Source organism: Pseudolysinimonas sp. (genome assembly GCF_051954455.1).
Taxonomy (GTDB): domain Bacteria; phylum Actinomycetota; class Actinomycetes; order Actinomycetales; family Microbacteriaceae; genus Pseudolysinimonas.
The window spans coordinates 182,882-202,264 of the sequence record NZ_JBQCHS010000015.1 but is presented as its reverse complement, the minus strand read 5'-3'; the positions used below and the strand labels follow the sequence as shown (position 1 = coordinate 202,264).

19 protein-coding genes are annotated in these 19,383 nt (G+C 72.0%); 14 read left to right on the top strand and 5 right to left on the bottom strand.

The annotated features are described in order from the left end of the window. Window positions 1–15: 15 nt before the first annotated feature. From ACTHM3_RS07370 to ACTHM3_RS07340, 7 genes are read left to right on the top strand one after another with little or no spacing between them, the layout of a single operon-like run. On the top strand, window positions 16–1,236 hold the full coding sequence (locus ACTHM3_RS07370) for an FAD-dependent oxidoreductase (RefSeq protein ID WP_440405459.1): 1,221 nt from the start codon (window positions 16–18) through the stop codon (window positions 1,234–1,236). Between the two features lie 7 nt (window positions 1,237–1,243). Continuing rightward, window positions 1,244–1,843, top strand: a complete 600-nt coding sequence (leuD, locus tag ACTHM3_RS07365; protein WP_440405458.1) for a 3-isopropylmalate dehydratase small subunit — start codon at window positions 1,244–1,246, stop codon at window positions 1,841–1,843. Next, window positions 1,840–2,484, top strand: a complete 645-nt coding sequence (locus ACTHM3_RS07360) for an isochorismatase family protein (RefSeq protein ID WP_440405457.1) — start codon at window positions 1,840–1,842, stop codon at window positions 2,482–2,484. The genes leuD and ACTHM3_RS07360 overlap by 4 nt, the downstream gene beginning before the upstream one ends. After that, window positions 2,481–3,899: a 3-isopropylmalate dehydratase large subunit gene (leuC, locus tag ACTHM3_RS07355; protein ID WP_440405456.1), complete on the top strand. Its 1,419-nt coding sequence runs from the start codon at window positions 2,481–2,483 to the stop codon at window positions 3,897–3,899. Before ACTHM3_RS07360 ends, leuC begins: the two co-directional genes overlap by 4 nt. Then, window positions 3,896–5,017 (top strand): alcohol dehydrogenase catalytic domain-containing protein, encoded by a 1,122-nt coding sequence (locus ACTHM3_RS07350; RefSeq protein ID WP_440405455.1) that lies wholly within the window; start codon window positions 3,896–3,898, stop codon window positions 5,015–5,017. The genes leuC and ACTHM3_RS07350 overlap by 4 nt, the downstream gene beginning before the upstream one ends. Continuing rightward, the gene (locus ACTHM3_RS07345) at window positions 5,014–5,889 is read left to right on the top strand and encodes an isocitrate lyase/PEP mutase family protein (RefSeq protein ID WP_440405454.1); all 876 of its coding nucleotides are present in this window, start codon (window positions 5,014–5,016) and stop codon (window positions 5,887–5,889) included. Before ACTHM3_RS07350 ends, ACTHM3_RS07345 begins: the two co-directional genes overlap by 4 nt. A gap of 4 nt (window positions 5,890–5,893) precedes the next feature. After that, complete coding sequence (locus tag ACTHM3_RS07340; protein WP_440405453.1) at window positions 5,894–6,634, top strand: SDR family oxidoreductase; 741 nt, start codon at window positions 5,894–5,896, stop codon at window positions 6,632–6,634. Between the two features lie 13 nt (window positions 6,635–6,647). On the opposite strand, the gene ACTHM3_RS07335 is transcribed toward ACTHM3_RS07340, so the two are convergent. Together ACTHM3_RS07335 and ACTHM3_RS07330 are read right to left on the bottom strand one after the other, a co-directional pair. Continuing rightward, on the bottom strand, window positions 6,648–6,938 hold the full coding sequence (locus ACTHM3_RS07335; protein ID WP_440405452.1) for a DUF1905 domain-containing protein: 291 nt from the start codon (window positions 6,936–6,938) through the stop codon (window positions 6,648–6,650). Continuing rightward, a complete protein-coding gene (locus ACTHM3_RS07330; RefSeq protein ID WP_440405451.1) occupies window positions 6,935–7,363 on the bottom strand; it encodes a GtrA family protein in 429 nt (142 codons plus the stop codon). The genes ACTHM3_RS07335 and ACTHM3_RS07330 overlap by 4 nt, the downstream gene beginning before the upstream one ends. Before the next feature lie 114 nt (window positions 7,364–7,477). Between ACTHM3_RS07330 and ACTHM3_RS07325 the strand changes: the two genes are divergently transcribed. Both ACTHM3_RS07325 and ACTHM3_RS07320 read left to right on the top strand, forming a co-directional pair. Further along, entirely contained in the window at window positions 7,478–7,909 is a 432-nt protein-coding gene (locus ACTHM3_RS07325) for a VOC family protein (protein WP_440405450.1), read from the top strand. 13 nt (window positions 7,910–7,922) lie between these two features. Further along, window positions 7,923–8,579, top strand: coding sequence for a winged helix-turn-helix transcriptional regulator (locus tag ACTHM3_RS07320; RefSeq protein ID WP_440405449.1), 657 nt, complete (start codon window positions 7,923–7,925; stop codon window positions 8,577–8,579). 117 nt (window positions 8,580–8,696) lie between these two features. On the opposite strand, the gene ACTHM3_RS07315 is transcribed toward ACTHM3_RS07320, so the two are convergent. Genes ACTHM3_RS07315 through ACTHM3_RS07305 form a run of 3 tightly spaced genes read right to left on the bottom strand, consistent with a single transcriptional unit; the run spans window position 8,697 to window position 11,876 of the window. Then, window positions 8,697–9,332, bottom strand: a complete 636-nt coding sequence (locus ACTHM3_RS07315; protein WP_440405448.1) for a LysE/ArgO family amino acid transporter — start codon at window positions 9,330–9,332, stop codon at window positions 8,697–8,699. A 56-nt stretch (window positions 9,333–9,388) separates the two neighbouring features. Further along, window positions 9,389–10,795 (bottom strand): MFS transporter, encoded by a 1,407-nt coding sequence (locus ACTHM3_RS07310; RefSeq protein ID WP_440405447.1) that lies wholly within the window; start codon window positions 10,793–10,795, stop codon window positions 9,389–9,391. A gap of 43 nt (window positions 10,796–10,838) precedes the next feature. After that, window positions 10,839–11,876: a LacI family DNA-binding transcriptional regulator gene (locus ACTHM3_RS07305; protein WP_440405446.1), complete on the bottom strand. Its 1,038-nt coding sequence runs from the start codon at window positions 11,874–11,876 to the stop codon at window positions 10,839–10,841. A 138-nt stretch (window positions 11,877–12,014) separates the two neighbouring features. Between ACTHM3_RS07305 and ACTHM3_RS07300 the strand changes: the two genes are divergently transcribed. The 5 genes from ACTHM3_RS07300 to ACTHM3_RS07280 all read left to right on the top strand — a co-directional run bounded on the left by ACTHM3_RS07300 (window position 12,015) and on the right by ACTHM3_RS07280 (window position 19,356). After that, window positions 12,015–14,117 carry a beta-galactosidase gene (locus ACTHM3_RS07300; RefSeq protein WP_440405445.1) on the top strand — a complete coding sequence of 701 codons (2,103 nt, stop codon included), beginning with the start codon at window positions 12,015–12,017 and terminating at the stop codon, window positions 14,115–14,117. 26 nt (window positions 14,118–14,143) lie between these two features. Next, the gene (locus tag ACTHM3_RS07295; RefSeq protein ID WP_440405444.1) at window positions 14,144–15,493 is read left to right on the top strand and encodes an ABC transporter substrate-binding protein; all 1,350 of its coding nucleotides are present in this window, start codon (window positions 14,144–14,146) and stop codon (window positions 15,491–15,493) included. Window positions 15,494–15,560: 67 nt separating this feature from the next. Next, window positions 15,561–16,496, top strand: a complete 936-nt coding sequence (locus ACTHM3_RS07290; protein WP_440405443.1) for a carbohydrate ABC transporter permease — start codon at window positions 15,561–15,563, stop codon at window positions 16,494–16,496. Then, window positions 16,493–17,419 (top strand): carbohydrate ABC transporter permease, encoded by a 927-nt coding sequence (locus tag ACTHM3_RS07285; RefSeq protein ID WP_440405442.1) that lies wholly within the window; start codon window positions 16,493–16,495, stop codon window positions 17,417–17,419. Before ACTHM3_RS07290 ends, ACTHM3_RS07285 begins: the two co-directional genes overlap by 4 nt. Continuing rightward, window positions 17,416–19,356, top strand: a complete 1,941-nt coding sequence (locus ACTHM3_RS07280; protein ID WP_440405441.1) for a beta-galactosidase — start codon at window positions 17,416–17,418, stop codon at window positions 19,354–19,356. The genes ACTHM3_RS07285 and ACTHM3_RS07280 overlap by 4 nt, the downstream gene beginning before the upstream one ends. Window positions 19,357–19,383: the final 27 nt, after the last annotated feature.

Genomic DNA, 19,383 nt, shown 5'->3' with positions numbered 1-19,383 from the left:
GGAGAACCACACGCCATGAGCGACCCCACTGCCACCGGTCCCGCCGTCCCGCCCCTCGACGCCGACGTCATCGTCGTCGGCGGGGGCCCGGTGGGCGCGACCACCGCCCTCAAGCTCGCCCGCGGAGGGATGCGCGTCATCGTCCTCGAGCAGCGCGAGGCGACCGGACTCGAGGAGCGGGCGACCACGTTCCACCCGCCGACGCTCGAGATGCTCGACGACCTGGGTCTTGCGGAGCCGCTCATCGAACGCGGCGTCCGCGCCGACTCCTACCAGTTCCGCGACGCGAAGCTGGGCAAGATCGTCGACCTGCGGTTCGACATCCTGAGCGGCGACACCCGGTTCCCGTTCCGCCTGCAGTGCGAGCAGAGCGTCATGACCCGAATGGCGATCGCCGCGCTCGACGAGGAGCCCCTCGCCGAGTACCACCCGAACTCCCGGGTGGGCACGATCCGCCGGATCGACGGCCACGTGGAGGTGGACGTCCAGTCGGGTCCGCGCCGCGGCACGATCCGCGCCGCGCACCTGGTCGGCGCCGACGGGATGCGCAGCACCGTCCGCGAGCAGCTCGGCATCGGCTTCCACGGGCACACCTACCCGGAGCGCTTCCTCGTCATCTCGACGCAGGTGCCGCTTCAGGAGGAGCTTCCCGATATCGCCTACGTCAACTACATCGCCGACCCGGTGGACTGGCACGTGCTCATGCGCAACCCGAGCGGGTGGCGGATCCTGTTCCCGGCACCGCCCTCATGGGGTTCCGACGAGGACGTGCTCGCCCCCGACAACGTCCTGCGTCAGTTCCGGCGCGTGCTGCCGGACCGGGACGCCGATGCGATCGACTGGGTCACCCTCTACGAGGTGCATCGCAAGGTCGCCGACCGGCTGCGGGACGGGTCGACCTACCTCGTCGGCGACGCCGCCCACGTCAACAATCCGATGGGCGGGATGGGGATGAACAGCGGGGTGCACGACGGCTATCTGCTCGCCGAGATCCTGCTCCGGGGACATGCGGGCGAGGAGGTCGACGCCGACCTCGACCGCTGGGCCGAGCGTCGCCGCGCCGTCGCCCTCGACTTCGTGGGCAAGGAGACCGAGGGTAACTGGTCAGCCCTGCGCGACGACGACGAGCAGCGTCGCGCCGCGCAGCGGGCGGCCTGGGAGGCGCTGGGCGCCGACGACGAGGCGCGTCACGAGTTCCTGCTCACCTCCTCGATGCTGTCGAGTCTGCGGGGCTGAGCGGCGGATGGAGAGCTTCACGGTCCACGTCGGCGTGGGCGTGCCGCTGCGTGCGAGCAACGTCGACACCGACCAGATCCTGCCGTCGCGATACCTCAAGCGGATCTCCCGCTCGGGATTCGAGGACGCCCTGTTCGCGGCCTGGCGCCGGGAGCCGGATTTCGTGCTGAACGATCCCGCATTCAGCGGCGGGACGGTCCTGGTCGCCGGCCCCGATTTCGGCACCGGCTCGTCCCGGGAGCCGGCGGTGTGGGCGCTCCAGGACTACGGCTTCCGAGTCGTCATCTCACCGCGGTTCGGCGACATCTTCCGCAACAACGCCGGCAAATCGGGCCTGCTGGTGCTCACGCTGCCCGAACCGACGGTCGAGCGCCTGCTGGACGCGCTGGAGGCGGAGCCGGGGCGCGAGATCACGGTCGACCTCCGGCGCGGAGCGGTGCGCTGCGGCGACCTGGAGACCGCGTTCGAGATCGACGAGTACACGCGGTGGCGTCTTCTCAACGGCTTCGACGACATCGCGATCACGCTGGAGTCGAGCGCGGCGATCGCCGAGTACGAGGCGCGCCGCTGGCGCCTGATGCCGCGGATCCAGGAGGCTGCACGGTGAGCGCACGCGACGAGGTCATGACCGACGCGGACGCCGGGTTCGCCGGCCGGCTGCCGCTCGGCGCCCGGCCCGCTCTGGTCGTCGTCGACATGGTGAGGGCGTACTTCCAGCCGGGCGCCCAGCTGTACATGGGGCGCGACGACTGCCTGCGCGCCGCGGCCGAGCTCCTCGCTGCCGCACGCGCGGCCGGGATCCTCGTGCTGCACACCCGGGTCTCGTTCGTCGAGGGGGGTCTCGACGGCGGCCGCTTCTTCCAGAAGGTGGGCGCTCTCGCCGCCTTCGTCGGCGACAGCGACGAGGCGGCGATCATGCCGGAGGTGCAGCCGCTGCCGTCGGAGCCGGTGCTGGTCAAGCAGTACGCCAGCGCGTTCTTCGGGACGAGCCTCGCCTCCACCCTGCAGGCCAACGGCGTCGACACGCTCGTGATCGCCGGGGTCTCGACCAGCGGATGCATCCGCGCGACGGCGGTGGACGCGATCCAGCACGGTTTCGTCCCGGTCGTCGATCGCGAGGCCGTCGGCGATCGCGCGGACGGGCCCCACGAGGCGAACCTCTACGACCTGCAGGCGAAGTACGCCGAGGTGCTGCCGCATCGATCGGTGCTCGAGTACCTCCGGGGCGCGAAAGGGGGAGCCGCATGAGCGCGCCCCGGACGATGGTCGAGAAGATCTGGGATGCCCACCGCATCGAGCGCGATCCGCACCTGCCCGACCTGCTCTATGTCGACCTGCAGTTCGTCCACGAGGTCTCGAGCCCGCAGGCGGTCGACGGTCTCCGCCTCAGCGGGCGGCCGGTCCACGGTCCCGATCTGACGCTCGCGACCGAGGACCACAACGTGCCCACCGACACCCTCGAGCTGCGCGACCCCGTCAGCCGTGCGCAGGTCGAGGCGCTGCGGCGCAACTGCGAGGAGTTCGGGATCAGCCTGCAGCGGCTCGGCACCGCGGGGCAGGGGATCGTGCACATCATCGGGCCGGAGACGGGACTCACGCAGCCGGGGATGACGATCGTGTGCGGCGATTCCCACACCTCGACGCACGGGGCGCTCGGCGCCCTCGCCTTCGGTATCGGCACGAGCGAGGTCGAGCATGTGCTGGCGACCCAGACCCTGCCGCAGACCCGGCCCCGGACGATGGCCGTCACCGTGACGGGGGAGCTCCGACCGGGGGTCTCGTCGAAGGATCTCGCCCTGACCCTCATCGCGACCGTCGGGACGGGTGGCGGCCAGGGCCACGTGGTCGAGTACCGCGGGTCGGCGATCCGGGCCCTCTCGATCGAGGCGCGGATGTCGCTGTGCAACATGACGATCGAGTGGGGAGCGCGCGCCGGCCTGGTCGCGCCCGACGCGACGACGCTCGCCTATCTGGCGGGGCGCCCCTACGCGCCGACCGGGTCCGACTGGGACGAGGCGGCGGAGCGCTGGCTCGAGCTCGCGAGCGACGACGGCGCGGTCTTCGACCACGAGTTCGTGCTCGACGGCTCGGCCATCGAGCCGTTCGTCACCTGGGGCACCAACCCGGGCCAGGGAGTGCCGCTCGATGCGGCCGTCCCCGATCCCGACGGCATCGACGACCCCGTCGGTCGGGCGGCCGCCGAGCGTGCGCTCTCGTACATGGGTCTGCAGGCCGGCACCCCGATGCGCGACATCGCGATCGACACGGTGTTCATCGGCTCCTGCACCAACAGCCGCATCGAGGATCTGCGCATCGCGGCCGCCGTCCTCGACGGCCGCCGGGCCGCCGACGGCCTCAGCCTCCTGGTCGTCCCGGGGTCGATGGCCGTGAAGCGGCAGGCGGAGGAGGAGGGTCTCGACCGCGTGTTCCGGGAGGCGGGCGCCGAGTGGCGCTCCGCCGGCTGCTCGATGTGCCTCGGGATGAACCCCGACGTCGTGACGCCCGGCCGGCGGACGGCCTCCACCTCCAACCGCAATTTCGAGGGGCGGCAGGGACCGGGTGCGCGCACGCACCTGGTGTCGCCCGCCGTGGCCGCCGCCACCGCGGTGCGGGGACGGCTGTCCAGCCCCGCCGACCTGGAACCGCTCGGGAGGGCGTCGTGAAGATCACCGGAGCCGTCCTGGAAGAGGTCGGATCGGCCGCGCCCTGGAGCGTGTCGCGTCCCATCGTCGTCCGTGACCTGGAGCTCGGCGATCCGGGCCCCCACGAGCTCCTCGTGCGCATCGAAGCCGCCGGCGTCTGTCACTCCGATCTGTCGGTCGTCAACGGCGTCCGTCCCCGGGCCGTTCCCTTGCTGCTCGGGCACGAGGCCGCCGGCGTCGTCGAACGCGTCGGGACCGAGGTGGCCGATGTCGCCGTGGGCGATCGCGTGGCCATGACCTTCCTCGCGCGTTGCGGGGAGTGCGCGTCCTGTCGCTCGGGGGGTCGGACGCCGTGCGAGCCCGGCTCCGCCGCCAACGGGTCCGGTCGGCTCCTCGACGGGGCGAAGCGGATCCGCGATCACGGTCGGGTCGTCGACCACCATCTCGGCGTCTCGGGATTCGCCACCCACGCCGTCGTCGACCGCCGCTCGGTCGTCGTCGTCGGCGACGATGTGCCCGCGGCCGTCGCGGCGATCATGGGCTGCGCCGTGCTCACCGGCGGAGGCGCGGTCATCAACGCCGCCGACGTGCAGCCCGGGGAACGGGTGGCGATCGTCGGCCTCGGCGGCGTCGGCATGGCCGCGCTCCTCGTGGCGCTCGCGGTCGACGGCGTGGAGGTCGTCGCCGTCGACGCCAACGCCGAGAAGCTCGCGACCGCGATCGAGCTCGGGGCGGCCCGGGCGCTCACACCGGACGACGCCCTCGCCGAGGGGATCACGGCCGCCGCGGTCATCGAGGCCGTGGGCCGCGCCGCCGCATTCGAGACCGCGGTGCGGCTCACGGCGGCGGGAGGGCGCACCGTCACGGTCGGGCTGCCCGCGCCCGACGACCTCGCGTCGCTCTCGGTGCTCGCGCTGGTGGCGGAGGGCCGGCGGATCATCGGCAGCTACCTCGGCAGCTCGATCCCCTCGCGCGACATCCCGCGCTTCCTCGACATGTGGCGAGCCGGGCGTCTGCCGGTCGAGCGCCTCATGTCGTCGCGGATCGGTCTCGACGACCTGAACGAGGCGATGGACGCCCTCGACAGCGGTCGAGCGCTCCGCCAGATGATCCTGTTCGATGAGAAGGAGCCCGCATGACCGTCCCGACCCTCCGCCAGCAGCTCACCGACACCTCGCGGCCCGCGGTGATCCCGGGGGGCGGGACGCCCTTGGAGGCGCTCGCCACCCAGGCCGCAGGGTTCGGCGGCTTCTACCTCAGCGGGTACGCCGTCGCCGCCTGGCGGCACGGCCTCCCCGACATCGGACTGCTCGGCGCGACCGACCAGCTCGATGCGCTCCGCGCGGTTCGCCGGGTCGTGCCCGAGCTCCCGGTCATCGTCGATCTCGACACCGGGTACGGCGACGAGACCTCGGTCTGGGCCAACGTGCGTCTGCTCGAGGAGGCGGGCGCATCGGCCCTCCAGATCGAGGATCAGGTCTGGCCCAAGCGCTGCGGTCACATGGCCGGCAAGGAGGTCATCGACGCGGACACCGCCGTCCGCAAGATCGCCAGCGCGGCCGCCGCGCGCCGGAATCCCGAGACCGTGATCATCGCGCGGACCGACTCTCTGGCCCCGCGGGGTCCGGATGAGGCGCTCGCCCGGTGCCGTCGGTTCGCGGACGCGGGCGCGGACGTCCTCTTCATCGACGCGCCCGATCACGAGCAGCTGCGGCGGATCGGCACCGAGCTCCCCGGCCCGCTCATGGCCAACATGAGCGAGGGGGGACTCACCCCGCTGCTGTCGGCGGGCGAGTTCCACGCCCTGGGATTCCAGCTCGTCATCTATCCGACGACCACGCTGCGGATCGCGTCCCACCAGATGAGCGGCTTCCTCGCGGATCTGCGCCGCTCGGGCGATTCCGCCCCGTGGCGCCCCCGGATGGACGGGCTGGACGAGCTGAACGCCCTCGTCGGGCTGGACGAGTACCTGACGATCGGCGATCGGGTCTCCGCGCCGTCCGGGAGCTGAGGGGATGAGGGCGAGCGGCAACACGATCCTGGTCGCGGGAGGGACCTCGGGGATCGGCCTGGGGCTCGCGCTGCGCTGGCGCGACGCCGGCAACGTCGTCGTCGTCGCGGGACGGCGCGACGACCTGCGCGCGGCGATCGAAGCCGAGCACGGCCTCGCGACGCTTCCGCTCGACGTCGCGGATCCGGCCTCCATCGACGAGCTCGCCGCTCGGGTCGCCCGCGACCACCCCGATGTCGACGCCCTCGTGTGCATGGCGGGCATCATGCTCGCCGAGGACCTCACCGATCCGGGTCACCTGGACATCGCCGAGCGCACCGTCGAGGTCAATCTGCTGGGCACGATCCGGCTCGTCCACGCGATGCTGCCGCAGCTCCTCGCCCGCGAGTCGTCCGCGATCATGACCGTGTCGTCCGGGCTCGCCTTCGTCCCGCTGCCGGTCACCCCGACCTACAACGCGACCAAGGCGGCGATCCACTCGTACACGCAGAGCCTGCGGGTGCAGCTCGCCGGCCGGGGCGTGGAGGTCGTCGAGCTGGTCCCGCCGGGTGTGCGCACGACGCTCTTCGGTCAGGAGGAGGCCGGCTCGGGGATGCCTCTCGACGAGTTCCTCGACGAGGTCATGCAGCTCCTCGCGGTCGAGCCGCCGCTCGAGGAGATCTGCGTGGAGGACGTCGGCTACTTCCGATACGCGGAGGCGCGGGGGCAGCATGCCGAGGTGCTGCGGGTGCTGAGCGGCGCCTGATCCGGCGCCGGCCTCAGTTCAGCCGGCGCGCGAGGTGCACGGTGACCTCGTCGCCGTCGGACTTGCCGATCCGCCGGCGGATCGCCGCCGCGACCGGGAGCTTGTGCGTGCCGTCGCCGAGCGCCATGAACGCCCCGCGGAACGGCTCGCCGTCCACGGTGCCCTCGACTTTGACGAGGCCGTGGGTGCCGAGGATCGTGGCGGAGCCGGGCATCTGCACGCAGGTCCAGGTGTCGCCCTCGCGGACCCTGCCGAGCGTCGCGGTGAAGGTGATGTCGAGATCCGCCGGCTCCGTCGCCGTCATGGCGACCAGTGTGCTCCCGATCGAGCCCGAGGACCACCCCCGGCCCGCGGACGGAACACGAACCACCGCATGGCGCAGTACATGAAGACGCCCTCGCCGGCGCCCGCGATGATCCTCGCCAGCTGGTACTGCACGCCGATCGCGCTGAGACCGGTCGTCAGGCCGAGCAGCAGCACGAGGAAGTTGACCGCGACGACCCCGACGTACCGGGCGACCTGGCCGCCGACCGGCGCGTGCGAGCGGAAGTTGAACCGGCGGTTCAGCACGAACGAGACCGTGAACGCGATCGCGTAGCCGACCGTCACCGCGACGGGGACCGGCCACCCCCACACCCCGTGCGTGAGCGAGACGATCCCCAGGTCGAGCGCGAACGTGCAGCCGTTGATGAGGACGAAGCCGATGATCGTCCGCAGGTTGCCGGGCACGGTCGGACCGTAGGGCAGCCGGGTGAACTCCGGTCGACGCGGGGATTGACCGTGTGCTTGTTTTTTGCAAGTGTGGTTCCCGTCCGACACGGACTCCGACGAGAGGAACCAGCCATGATGTTCGTCACCCTGCCGGTCACCGACCTGGATCGCGCCGTCGCGTTCCACACGGCGATCGGCGGCACCGTGAATCCCGCGTTCACCGACCACAACGCCGCCTGCATCGTGATCGAGGAGGACCACAACTACTTCATGCTCGTGACGCGCGACTTCTTCCAGACCTTCACCGACCTGCCGATCGGCGACAACGCGAAGAACCCCGCCGTCGCGATCTCGCTGTTCTACGACAGCCGGGAGGAGGTCGACGCCGTCGCCGGGAAGGCGCTCGCCGCGGGCGGCACGGAGCCGCGGCCGGCCTCCGACTACGGCTTCATGTACCAGCGCGGCATCGCCGACCCCGACGGCAACCAGGTGGAGTTCGGCTGGATGGATCCGAAGGCCGCCGCGGAGGGCCCCGCGGCCTACGCGGCCGAGCACCAGGCCTGATCGGGGACCGGTCATGGCCGCGCGCGACTACGGGCAGTACGACGGCGTGACCCGCGGGCTCGAGCTCGTGGGCGAGCGCTGGGCGCTGCTCATCGTGCGCGACCTGCTCGTCGGGCCGCGCCGCTACGGGGAGCTCGCCGCGGGTCTGCCGCGGATCCCGAGCAACATCCTGGCGGCGCGGCTCAAGGAGCTGCAGGCGGCCGGCGTGATCCGTCGCGCCCCGCGCTCGCGGATCGTCATCTACGAGCTCACCCCCTACGGCCGCGAGCTCGAGCCGATCGTGCTCGGCCTCTCGGCGTGGGGGTTCAAGGCGCTCGGCGACGCCCGCGAGGAGCAGATCATCACCCCCGACGCGATGACCGTCGCGCTCCGCTCCGCCTTCCGCGCCGACGTCGCGGCGGGCCTGCCCGCGACCGCCTACGCGGCGCAGCTCGGTTCTGCGGAGCTCCGCATCCGCGTCGACGGCCCGGCTCTCGACGTGCGCCGGGGCGCGGGCGAGGATGCGGCCCGCGGTGTCGACCTGGCGTTCGCGGCCGGCCCCGAGATCCGGCGTCTCCTGTCGGGGGAGCTCGCCCCGGCCCGCGCGATCGCGACCGGCGCCGTGCGCGTGCTCGGCGGTCGCGGCGAACTGCTCGACCGCTTCGCGAGCACCTTCCACCTCGCGGCCTGACCCGCTCGGCCGCCTCACGTCCCCGGACGAATGACGGAGATCGCGCGCTCGCGGGAGGTGGGAACCACGGATCCCCGGTGATGCGGTCGTACCGGACGACGCAATCTCCGTCATTCGTCACACCGACGGGAGCGGTGGCAGCAGGGGGAGCACGAGGGAGACCGCCACGCCGAACATCACGGCCGCGATGACCGCGTCGAGGACGCGCCAAGCGAGGGGACGGCGGAAGACCGGGCCGAGGGCGCGCGCCCCGAAGCCGAGCAGAGAGAACCACAGGATGCTCGCCATGGCCGCGCCGACGCCGAATGCCCAGCTCAGGTCGCCGTGCGTGCCCGCGATGGAGCCGACGAGCACCACGGTGTCGAGGTAGACGCCCGGGTTCAGCCAGGTGAAGGCGAGGCAGGCGGCGACGACGGCGGCGCGGGTGCCGGGGCCGGCCTGGGATCCCGCGACGAGAGCGGCCGCCCGGATCGCGCGCCGCACCGCGAGCACGCCGTAGGCCGCGAGGAAAGCGGCGCCCGCGATCCGCGCGACCACGATGAGCCACGGCACGGCCCGCACGAGCGTGCCCGCTCCGCCGACGCCGAGGGCGATGAGCACGACGTCGGAGCCGGCGCAGATCGCGACGACCAGCGCCACGTGCTCGCGGCGAAGACCCTGCCGGAGCACGAACGCGTTCTGCGCGCCGATCGCGACGATGAGCGATGCCCCGAGTGCGAGGCCCGCGAGCGCGGCGGTCAGGGCGGCGAGCACCCCTCGACCGTAGGGGTCCGGCGTGTCGCGAGGATAGCCACGCCGCCGGCGCCCGCCTAACCGGCCGCCCGCTCCCGCGTCTCGGCGCGCACCGCGATCGGCAGGGCGACCAGCGCGATGACGGTCGCGAGGAGGATCGCGACCGGGAATCCCAGCCCCGCGGCGCCCCCCGCGGTCGCGAACGCGAGACCGCCGAGCGCGATCGCGGTCGCCCCGCCGACCGACTCGATGTTGCTGAGCGCCGAGCTGTTGAATCCCTGGTCGGCGGGCGCCGAGTAGCCGAGCATCATGGTGCTGAGTCGCGGGTACATCGTGCCCATGCCGCCGGCCGCGATGAGCCACCCGACGCCCGCGACCGCGGGGTGCAGCGTCAGCGCGGCCGTCACCAACTGCAGTGCGATGCCGGTCGCGAGCAGGCAGGCGCCCACGACGAGCGCGCGCGTCTCGCTGATCCGGTCGCCGAGCCGCGGCTGGACGACCGACGCCGCGGCCCACGCGACCGCGCCGATCGTCAGGATGAGGCCGGCCGCCCACGGCTTCCAGCCGTAGTGCGCCTGCAGGAGGTAGGGCAGCCGCACCTCGGTCGAGAAGAAGGCGGCGGCGATCACCCCGCGGAGGAGGATCGTCGCACCGAGCCCGCGCCGCGCGGTCAGCGCGCCGTGCGGGAGGAGGGGTCGGAACAGCAGCACCGCGGCGACCACGCAGACCGCGGCGACGATCCATCCGACCGCGAGCGGCAGCTCCTCCGCGGCGCTGATCCCCACGACCGCGAGGGCGAGGAGCGTCGCCAGGACGAGGTCGCGCGCGGTGCGCGAGAGCGGCGTCGGAGCGGCGCCCTCGTGCACGGGCGGCGGCTCGCGTCGCAGCCGCACCAGCGACGGCCCGACGATGCCGAGCGCGACGACCACGAGCACGCTCACCCCGACGAAGACCCAGCGCCACCCGACCGCGTCGGAGACGGCGCCCGCGGCGACCGGCCCCACGAGCCCCGGCACGACCCACGCGGCGGCGAAGGTCGCGAACACCCGGGTGTGCAGGGCCGGCGGGTAGGCGCGGGCGATGATGACGTAGATCGACACGATCGCGGCGCCCATCCCGAGCCCCTGGAGGAACCGGCCGAGCACGAAGAGCGGCATGGCGGTGGCGGTGGCGGCGACCACGAGCCCGGCGACGAAGATCGCGACGGCCGCGACGAGCGGCGCGACCGGTCCGCGGCGGTCGGACCAGGCTCCCGCCGCCACGGTGCCGATGACCCCGGCGGCGAGCGTCGAGGAGAACGCGGCGGAGTACAGCGCGGCCCCGTCGAGCTCGCGTGCGACGGTCGGCATGATCGTCGTCACCGCGAGGGCATCGAACGCGGCGAGGAAGACGATCGCGTTGGCGCCGAGCGTGAGCCACAGGAGCCGCCCCGACCAGATCCCGGCGCTCGCGGGCGCAGGCGCGGCGGCGGAATCGGCGGTCACTTCCCCACGCTAGCCGCGTCCGACGCGGTGCCGCCGGGATCGGTCAGCGCCGCGGCGCCGGTGCGGGCCCGGTCGACCCGCGCTCGATGAACAGCGCGGTCGGCTCGGTCGGGACGCCCGGTCCGGCGGCCGCCGCGGGGTCGATGCGCTTCAGCAGGCGCAGGAACACCCCCTCGCCCTGGGTGAGGAAGTCCAGGCGCACGGTGGAGAGCGGCGGGCGCAGGTAGGCGGCCTCCGGGATGTCGTCGACCCCGGTCACCGACACGTCCTCCGGCACCCGGACCCCGTGCTCCTCCAACCCGCGGAGCGCCCCGAGCGCCATCTGGTCGTTCGAGGCGACGATCGCGGTCACGTCGGGTGGCAGTTGCGCGACGGCCGCGTACCCGGAGGCCGACGACCAGTCGCCGGCGATGGTGGCGGCCGACTCCAGCCCGTGCCGCTCGACGGCGGTGCGGTAGAACGCCTCGCGGTTGCGGGCCGCGACCCAGCCCGGGGGGCCGGCGATGTGCACGAGGCGGCGGTGGCCGAGCGCGGCGAGCCGGGCGACCGTCCGGTCGAGGGCGCGGCCGATCGACTGCTCGACGGACGCGCCGCCGTCCTCGTCGATCGAGAGCTCCACGGGCACGCGGAAGCGCGCCTGCGCGTACGCCTCGGCCATGTCGTCGGTGGAGGCGAAGACGATGATGCCGGCGAGGTCGTGCTGGGTCATCAGCTCGAGGCTCTCCTCGATCGAGGCGCGATCGGTCGCGTCGAGCGTCACGATGTCGAGCACGTAGCCCGCCTGGCGCGCCGCGCGGGCGGCGCCCTGCACGATCCGGCTCGGTCCCACCTGCTCGAACTCGTGCATGACCGCGCCCACGCGGTGCGAGCGGCCGGTGATGAGCGATCGGGCGGTGAGGTTCGGGCGGTAGTCGAGGGTGTCGAGCGCGTGCTGCACGCGCTCGCGGGTCTCGGGCCGGATGCCCTCGAAGCCGCGGAGCATGCGCGTCACGGTCGCGTGCGACACCCCGGCGAGCCGCGCGACGTCGTAGATGGTGGCAGCCCGCGCGGGCTCGGCCACCGGGCCGCGGGCGTCGTTCATCGTGCGCCGACCCTAGCGGGCCGGACACGGCCCGGATGTTGCGCTCGTCGTCGCGCGTCGGTTACGGTCATGGCACTCGCTCGATGTTAACGACAACATGCGGAATGTTGTCGATAACATCCCTCACGAAAGTCGATGATGACGGCAGCTCCCCGCTTCTCCGGTGTTCTCTACGGAGCCGCGTATTACGCGGAGTACCAGCCCGTCGACCGCACCGAGCGCGACCTCGACCTCATGCAGGAGGCGGGCTTCACCGTCATCCGGGTCGGAGAGTCGGTCTGGTCGACGTGGGAGCCGCGCGAGGGGGACTTCGACCTCGAGTGGCTGCTGCCGGTGCTCGACGGGGCGCACGCGCGCGGGATCGGCGTGATCCTCGGGATGCCGACCTACGCCGTCCCGATGTGGCTCGCCCGCCGCCACCCGGAGATCGCCGCCGAGAGCGCGACCGGGCAGCGCGTCGGCTGGGGCGGGCGGCAGGAGATGGACCAGAGCCACCCCGCATACCGGTTCTTCGCGGAGCGGATCGTGCGGAAGGTGACCGAGCGCTACGCCGGCCACCCGGCGGTGATCGGGTACCAGGTCGACAACGAGCCGGGCCTCCTGCTGCCGCACAACGAGGGCGTCTTCCAGCGCTTCGTCGACTGGCTGAGAAGCCGCTACGGCACGGTCGAGGCGCTCAACGAGGCGTGGGGTCTCGTCTACTGGTCGCACCGGCTCTCCGACTGGGCCGATCTCTGGCGCCCGGACGGCAACTACCAGCCCCAGTACGACCTGGAGTGGCGGAGGTTCCAGTCGACGCTCGCGACCGAGCTCATCTCGTGGCAGGCGGACGTCGTGCGGGAGTACGCGCGCGACGACCAGTTCATCACCACGTGCATCTCGTACCCGCGCCCGCAGGTCGCCGACGACCAGCTCGTCGCGAACCTCGACGTCGTCGCGGGCAACCCCTATTACCGGATGCAGGACGCGCTCGATCAGCCGGCGACGGTCGCGGCGTCGCCCGAGCGCTGGTGGCACACCGGCGTCTGGGCGCTGCACCAGTGGGGCGACCGCGCCTGGTCGTCCGCCGACTGCCAGTACCTCGTCACAGAGACCGACGCCCAGTCGATCGGCGGCCCATGGAGCAACCACCCGCCGTACCCGGGACAGCTGCGCCAGGCGGCCTTCGCGCTGCTCTCGCGCGGCGGCCGGATGGTCGAGTACTGGCACTGGCACACGCTGCACTTCGGCACCGAGACCTACTGGGGCGGGGTCCTCCCGCACAGCGGCGAGCCCGGGCGCGTGTACCGCGAGGTCGCCGAGATCGGCGCCGCGTTCCGCGCGATCGGGTCGGCGCTCGACGACTACACGCCCGACGCCGATGTGCTGATGCTGTACTCCACCGACACGAAGTGGTCCTACTCCTCTTACCCGCCGCTCGCGGACGCCGCCGGCGGCCCCGACCGGCACGCCTACGAGCACATCCTCGACGCGTACTACCAGGGCCTCTTCGAGGCGGGCGCGCAGGTGCGCTACCAGCACGTCGCGCGGTTCCTCCGCACCCCGGTCGAGGAGCTGGTGCGGCGCCACCCCGTCCTCCTGGCTCCGGCGCTCTACGTCGCCGGTGACGAGGTGCTCGCCCACCTGCGCGCGTACGCCGAGGCCGGCGGCCATCTCGTGCTCGGCATCCGCACCGGCTACGGCGACGAGCTCGCCCGGGCGCGGGCCGAGGTCGCCCCGGCACGGCTGACGGACGCCGCGCGGCTCCGCTACGACGTCTACAGCAACCTCGAGGCGCCGCTGCCGGTGACCTCCGACGCGCTGGAGCTCGAATCGGGGGCCGCCGGCGAGCACTGGATCGACGTGCTCGAGCCCGAGGGCGCCGAGGTGCTCGCCCGGTTCACCGCCAACGAGCTCGGCGCGGAGGCGGCGCTCACCAGCGCGCCCTTCGGCGCCGGGCGGGTCAGCTATCTGCCCACCGTGCCGAACCCCGCGCTCGCGCGCAGCATCGCCCGCTGGCTCGTGCCGGATCGCGCGAGCGCCGCGTGGTCCGCGGGCCCGAGCGTCTCGGTCGCGACCGGCGTCTCGGCGGGGCGGCGCATCGCCTTCGTCTCCAACTGGTCGTCCACCGCGAGCGAGGTCGTCGTGCCCGCCGCGATGCGCGACCTCGTGACCGGCGCGCAGCACGCCGCCGGCTCCCCCCTGCTCCTCGCGCCGCGGTCCGCCGTCGTGCTCGAGGCGACGGACTCCTCGACCGAGTAGTCCGACCCCTTCACCGAAAGAGAACCATGAGAAGCGCACGCAAGACAGCAACGCTGCTGGGCGGGCTCGCGGTGGTCGCCGCGCTCGCGCTCACCGGCTGCTCGGGCAACACCGGCTCCGGCGGCTCCAGCGGCCCCGTGAGCCAGTCCGACATCGACAAGGCGATGAACACCCCGACCACGATCACCATGTGGAGCTGGGTGCCGAACCTCAAGAACGAGGTCGCCCTGTTCGAGAAGAAGTACCCCAAGATCAAGGTCAACCTGCAGAACGTGGGATCGGGCGCCGACCAGTACACCAAGCTGCGCACCGCCCTGAAGGCGGGCAAGGGCGCCCCGGACGTCGCGCAGATCGAGTACCAGTACATCTCCTCGTTCCGCCTCACCAACAGCCTCGAGGACCTGTCGAAGTACGGCGCCGACAAGCTCGGCAGCCAGTACGTCGACTGGGTGTGGAACCAGGTGTCGGACGGCGGCGTGTGGGCGATCCCGCAGGACTCCGGGCCGCTCGGCAACCTCTACCGCACCGACATCATGTCGGCGGCCGGCGTCACCACGCCGCCCGCGACGTGGGACGAGTACGCCAAGGACGCGGAGGCCGTGAAGTCCAAGACGGGCTCCTACATCTCCAACCTCCCGGGCAACGACCCCGGCCAGATGGTCGGCTTCTTCTGGCAGGCCGGCGCCAAGCCGTTCGGCTACGACGGCAAGAAGGGCGTGAAGATCGACCTGAACAGCGCCGACACCCAGAAGGTCGTCTCCTACTGGAACGACCTGCTGCAGAAGGACCTCGTCTCCAACGACGCGGACTTCAACGACAACTGGTACCAGGGCTTCAACTCCGGCAAGTACGCCGGCTGGCCGTCGCCGGCCTGGGCGCCGGTGTTCCTCCAGGGCTCGGCCAAGGCGACCGCGGGCAAGTGGGCCGCGGCGAAGATCCCGCAGTGGAACGCGGGCGATGACGTCTCGGGCAACTGGGGCGGGTCGTCGGACGCGGTCCTGTCGTCGTCGCAGCACAAGATCGCGGCGTACGAGCTGGCCAAGTTCATCAACAACGACAAGGAGTCGACGCTGAAGCTCGCGAACGAGCAGTTCCTGTTCCCGACGCTCAAGTCGACCCTGCAGGACTCGTCGTTCGTCGACCAGAAGGCCGACTTCTACGGCGGCCAGCAGGTCAACAAGCTCTTCACGGGCATCTCGGACACCGTCGACGTGAAGTTCCAGTGGCTGCCCTTCATGGACTACGTCTACTCGAGCTACAACGACACCCTCGGCAAGGCGATCTCGGACAAGACCGATCTCAAGAAGGGCCTGTCCGACTGGCAGGACGCGGTCGTCGCGTACGCCAAGAAGCAGGGATTCACGGTCACCCAGTGACCTCCCGCGGGGGTCGGGATCCGTTCCCGGCCCCCGCGCCCCCTACCCGTCCGTCCAAGGAGATGCGATGACCGCCGCACCCGCCGTCGCCCGTCCCGCGCGTCCCGCGCGCCGGCGCGCCACCCCCGCCAAGCGCCGCCAATGGATCGCGGCCTACGTCCTGATCATCCCGTTCCTCGTCGTGTTCATCGCGATGCTGGTCGTGCCGCTCGTCTATTCCGGCTGGCTCAGCCTCTTCACGAGCCAGCTCATCGGCGGGCAGCAGTTCGCGGGCCTCACCAACTACGTCAACGCGCTCACCGACCCGAAGTTCCTCTCGAGCGTCGGCCGCATGGGGCTCTTCCTGCTCGTGCAGGTGCCGATCATGCTCGCGCTGGCGCTCTTCTTCGCCCTCGCGCTCGACAGCAACCGGGTGCGCGGCAAGCGCTTCATCCGGCTCGCGATCTTCGTGCCCTACGCGGTGCCGAGCGTCGTCGCGACGCTCATGTGGGGCTACCTCTACGGCAAGGACTTCGGCCCGATCTCGCAGTTCTTCCAGGCGATCGGGCTGGGGACGCCGGACCTGCTGTCGAACCAGACGATCTTCGGATCCCTCGTCAACATCGTGACCTGGGAGTTCGTCGGCTACAACATGATCATCCTGTACGCCGCGCTGCGGACGATCCCGGCGGAGCTGCTCGACGCGGCCGAGGTCGACGGCGCGGGCGCGTGGCGGACCGCGTGGAGCGTGAAGATCCCGGCGATCCGCCCGGCGATCCTCCTCACCGTGATCTTCTCGATCATCGGCTCGTTCCAGCTCTTCAACGAGCCGAACCTGCTGCACGGCGTCGCGCCGAACGTGATCGGCACGAGCTACACGCCGAACCTCTACGCGTTCAACGTCGCGTTCATCAACCAGGACGTCAACTACGCGGCGTCGCTCGCCTTCATCCTCGGGATCGTCATCATGGTCGTGTCGTACGTCGTGCAGCTCACCACCAACCGGGCGGAGCGGAACCGATGAGCGCGGTGGCGACCGCGCGGCCCGCCGGGACGGCGACCCGCGCGAAGGGACGCAAGCGCAAGGCCCTCGCCCGCGACGACCGGCGGAGCACGCTGCTCACCATCGTCATGTGGCTCGCGGCCGCCTACTTCCTGCTGCCGCTCGTCTGGCTGCTGATCTCGGCCACGAAGAGCACGGGCGACCTGTTCTCGACGTTCGGGTACTGGTTCGCGCCGCACTTCGGGCTGTGGGACAACATCGTGCGCACCTTCACGTACGAGGACGGTGCGTTCGGGCGCTGGATCCTCAACACGATCCTGTACGCGGGCGCGGGCTCGATCGGCGCGACGATCCTCTCGACGATGGCCGGCTACGCGTTCGCGAAGTACGACTTCCCGGGCGGCAAGGCGATCTTCAGCGTCGTGCTCGGGTCGATCATGATCCCGCTCACGGCCCTCGCGATCCCGACCTACCTGCTGTTCTCGGGCGCGGGGCTCACCGACACCCCGGCGGCGGTCATCATCCCGTCGCTCATCAGCCCGTTCGGCGTCTACCTCATGCGGGTGTACGCCGCCGACTCGGTGCCCGACTCGATCCTCGAGGCGGCGCGGATGGATGGCGCGGGCGAGTTCCGGATCTTCCTGCAGGTCGCGCTCCGACAGCTCGGCCCCGGCGTGGTCACGGTGTTCCTGTTCGCGCTCGTCGCGACCTGGAACAACTACTTCCTGCCGCTCATCATGCTCAACTCCTCGCAGTACTTCCCGCTGACCGTCGGCCTCGCACACTGGCAGGCGACGGCCACCAACCCGAGCGGCGGCAACACCCCGCTGTTCGACATCGTCATCACCGGTTCGGTGATCTCGGTGCTGCCGCTCGTCGCGGCGTTCCTCTACCTGCAGCGCTACTGGCAGTCGGGCCTCGGCACCGGCGCCGTGAAGGGATGACCGCCGGCATGGCGATGGACCGCATCTGGTACGGCGGGGATTACAACCCGGAGCAGTGGCCGAGCGAGGTCTGGGACGACGACGTGCGCCTCATGCGGCGCGCCGGCGTCACGGTCGCGACGGTCGGCGTCTTCTCGTGGGCGCTCCTCGAGCCGGAGGACGGTCGCTTCGACTTCGCCTGGCTCGACGACGTGCTCGACCGGCTGCACGCCGGCGGCATCCGGGTCGACCTCGCGACGGCGACCGCCTCGCCGCCGCCGTGGCTCGTCGCGGAGCATCCCGACATCCGCCCGGTGACCGCCGACGGCGTTCCGCTCGGGATCGGCAGCCGGCAGTCCTACTCCCCGAGCTCCGCCACCTACCGCCGCTACGCCGACCGCCTGGTGCGCGCGATCGCCGAGCGCTACGGCACGCACCCGGCGCTCGAGGCCTGGCACGTCAACAACGAGCTCGCCTGCCACGTGCGGCACGACTACTCCGAGGAGTCGGGGGCGGCGTTCCGCGCCTGGCTGGAGGCCAAGTACGGCACGATCGACGCGCTCAACGCGGCGTGGGGCACGGCCTTCTGGTCGCAGCACTACGGCTCGTTCGCGCAGGTCGAGCCGCCGCGCGCGATGCCGACCTTCGTCAACCCGGGGCAGGCCCTCGACTGGGACCGCTTCTCCTCCGACGCGTGGCTCGGGGTCTACCGGGCCGAGGCGGCGATCCTCCGCGAGATCACGCCCGACGTGCCGATCACGACCAACTTCATGGGCTTCTTCGCGGGCGCCGACTACTGGCGCTGGGCCGAGGAGATGGATTTCATCTCCGACGACCACTACGTCGACCCCGCCGACCCGGCCGCCGCCGCGTACGCCGCGATGAGTCGCGACCTCATGCGCTCGCTCGCCGGGGGCGCGCCGTGGATCCTCATGGAGCAGTCGACCAGCGCCGTCAACTGGCGCGCGCGCAACGCGCCGAAGCCCCCGGGGATGCACCGGGCGCTCTCGCTGCAGGCCGTGGCGCGCGGCGCGGACGGCGTGATGCAGTTCCAGTGGCGGCAGTCGGCGGCGGGAGCCGAGAAGTTCCACTCGGCGATGGTGCCGCACGCCGGCGAGGACACCCGGGTGTTCCGGGAGACCGTCGCGCTCGGCGAGGAGCTGGCCGGCCTGGCCGACGTGGTCGGCTCGCGTCTCTCGGCGCGCACCGCGATCCTCTTCGACTGGGACAGCTGGTGGGCCCACGAGCAGTGGGCGACCCCGTCGCGCATCGACTACGTGCGCACGGTGTTCCGCTGGTACCGGGAGCTGTGGCGGAAGGGCGTGCTCGTCGACTTCGCGCGGCCCGGTGCGTCGCTCGGCGGGTACGAGGTCGTCGTGGTGCCGGCGGCGGTCGTGCTGTCGCCCGCCGCGCGGCAGGAGCTCGCGCGGTTCGCGCACGACGGCGGGCGGCTCCTCGTCACCTACCAGTCGGCGATCCTCGACGAGGACCTGCACGTCGTCCTCGACGGCTACCTGGGTGAGCTGCGCGAGACCCTCGGCCTCCGCGTCGAGGAGTTCGCGCCGCCGGCCGAGCCGTCGCTGAGCGGCGGCCCGGTGCCCGCGCTCGAGATCGCCGGTCTCGCCGCGGGCGCCGCGCACGAGTGGGGGGAGGTCGTGCGCGCGGAGGGCGCCGAGGTGCTCGCGACGTTCGTCGGCGGGATGCTGGACGGGATGCCCGCGATCACCCGCAACGCGATCGGCACGGGAGCGGCGTGGTACGTCGCGACCGCGCCCGACGACGCGGCGGCGGTGCTCGACGCGGTGCTCGAGGACACCGGCATCGCGCCGGTCGCGGCGCCGCCCGCGGACGTGGAGATCGTGGAGCGCGGCGGGCGCCGCTTCGTGCTCAACCACGGCGCCGATCCGGTGGTCGTCGACGGCGTCGAGATCGAGGGGCACGGCGCCGTCGTCTCCTGAGCGGCTGGCGCGCCTCCCGAGCGCGGT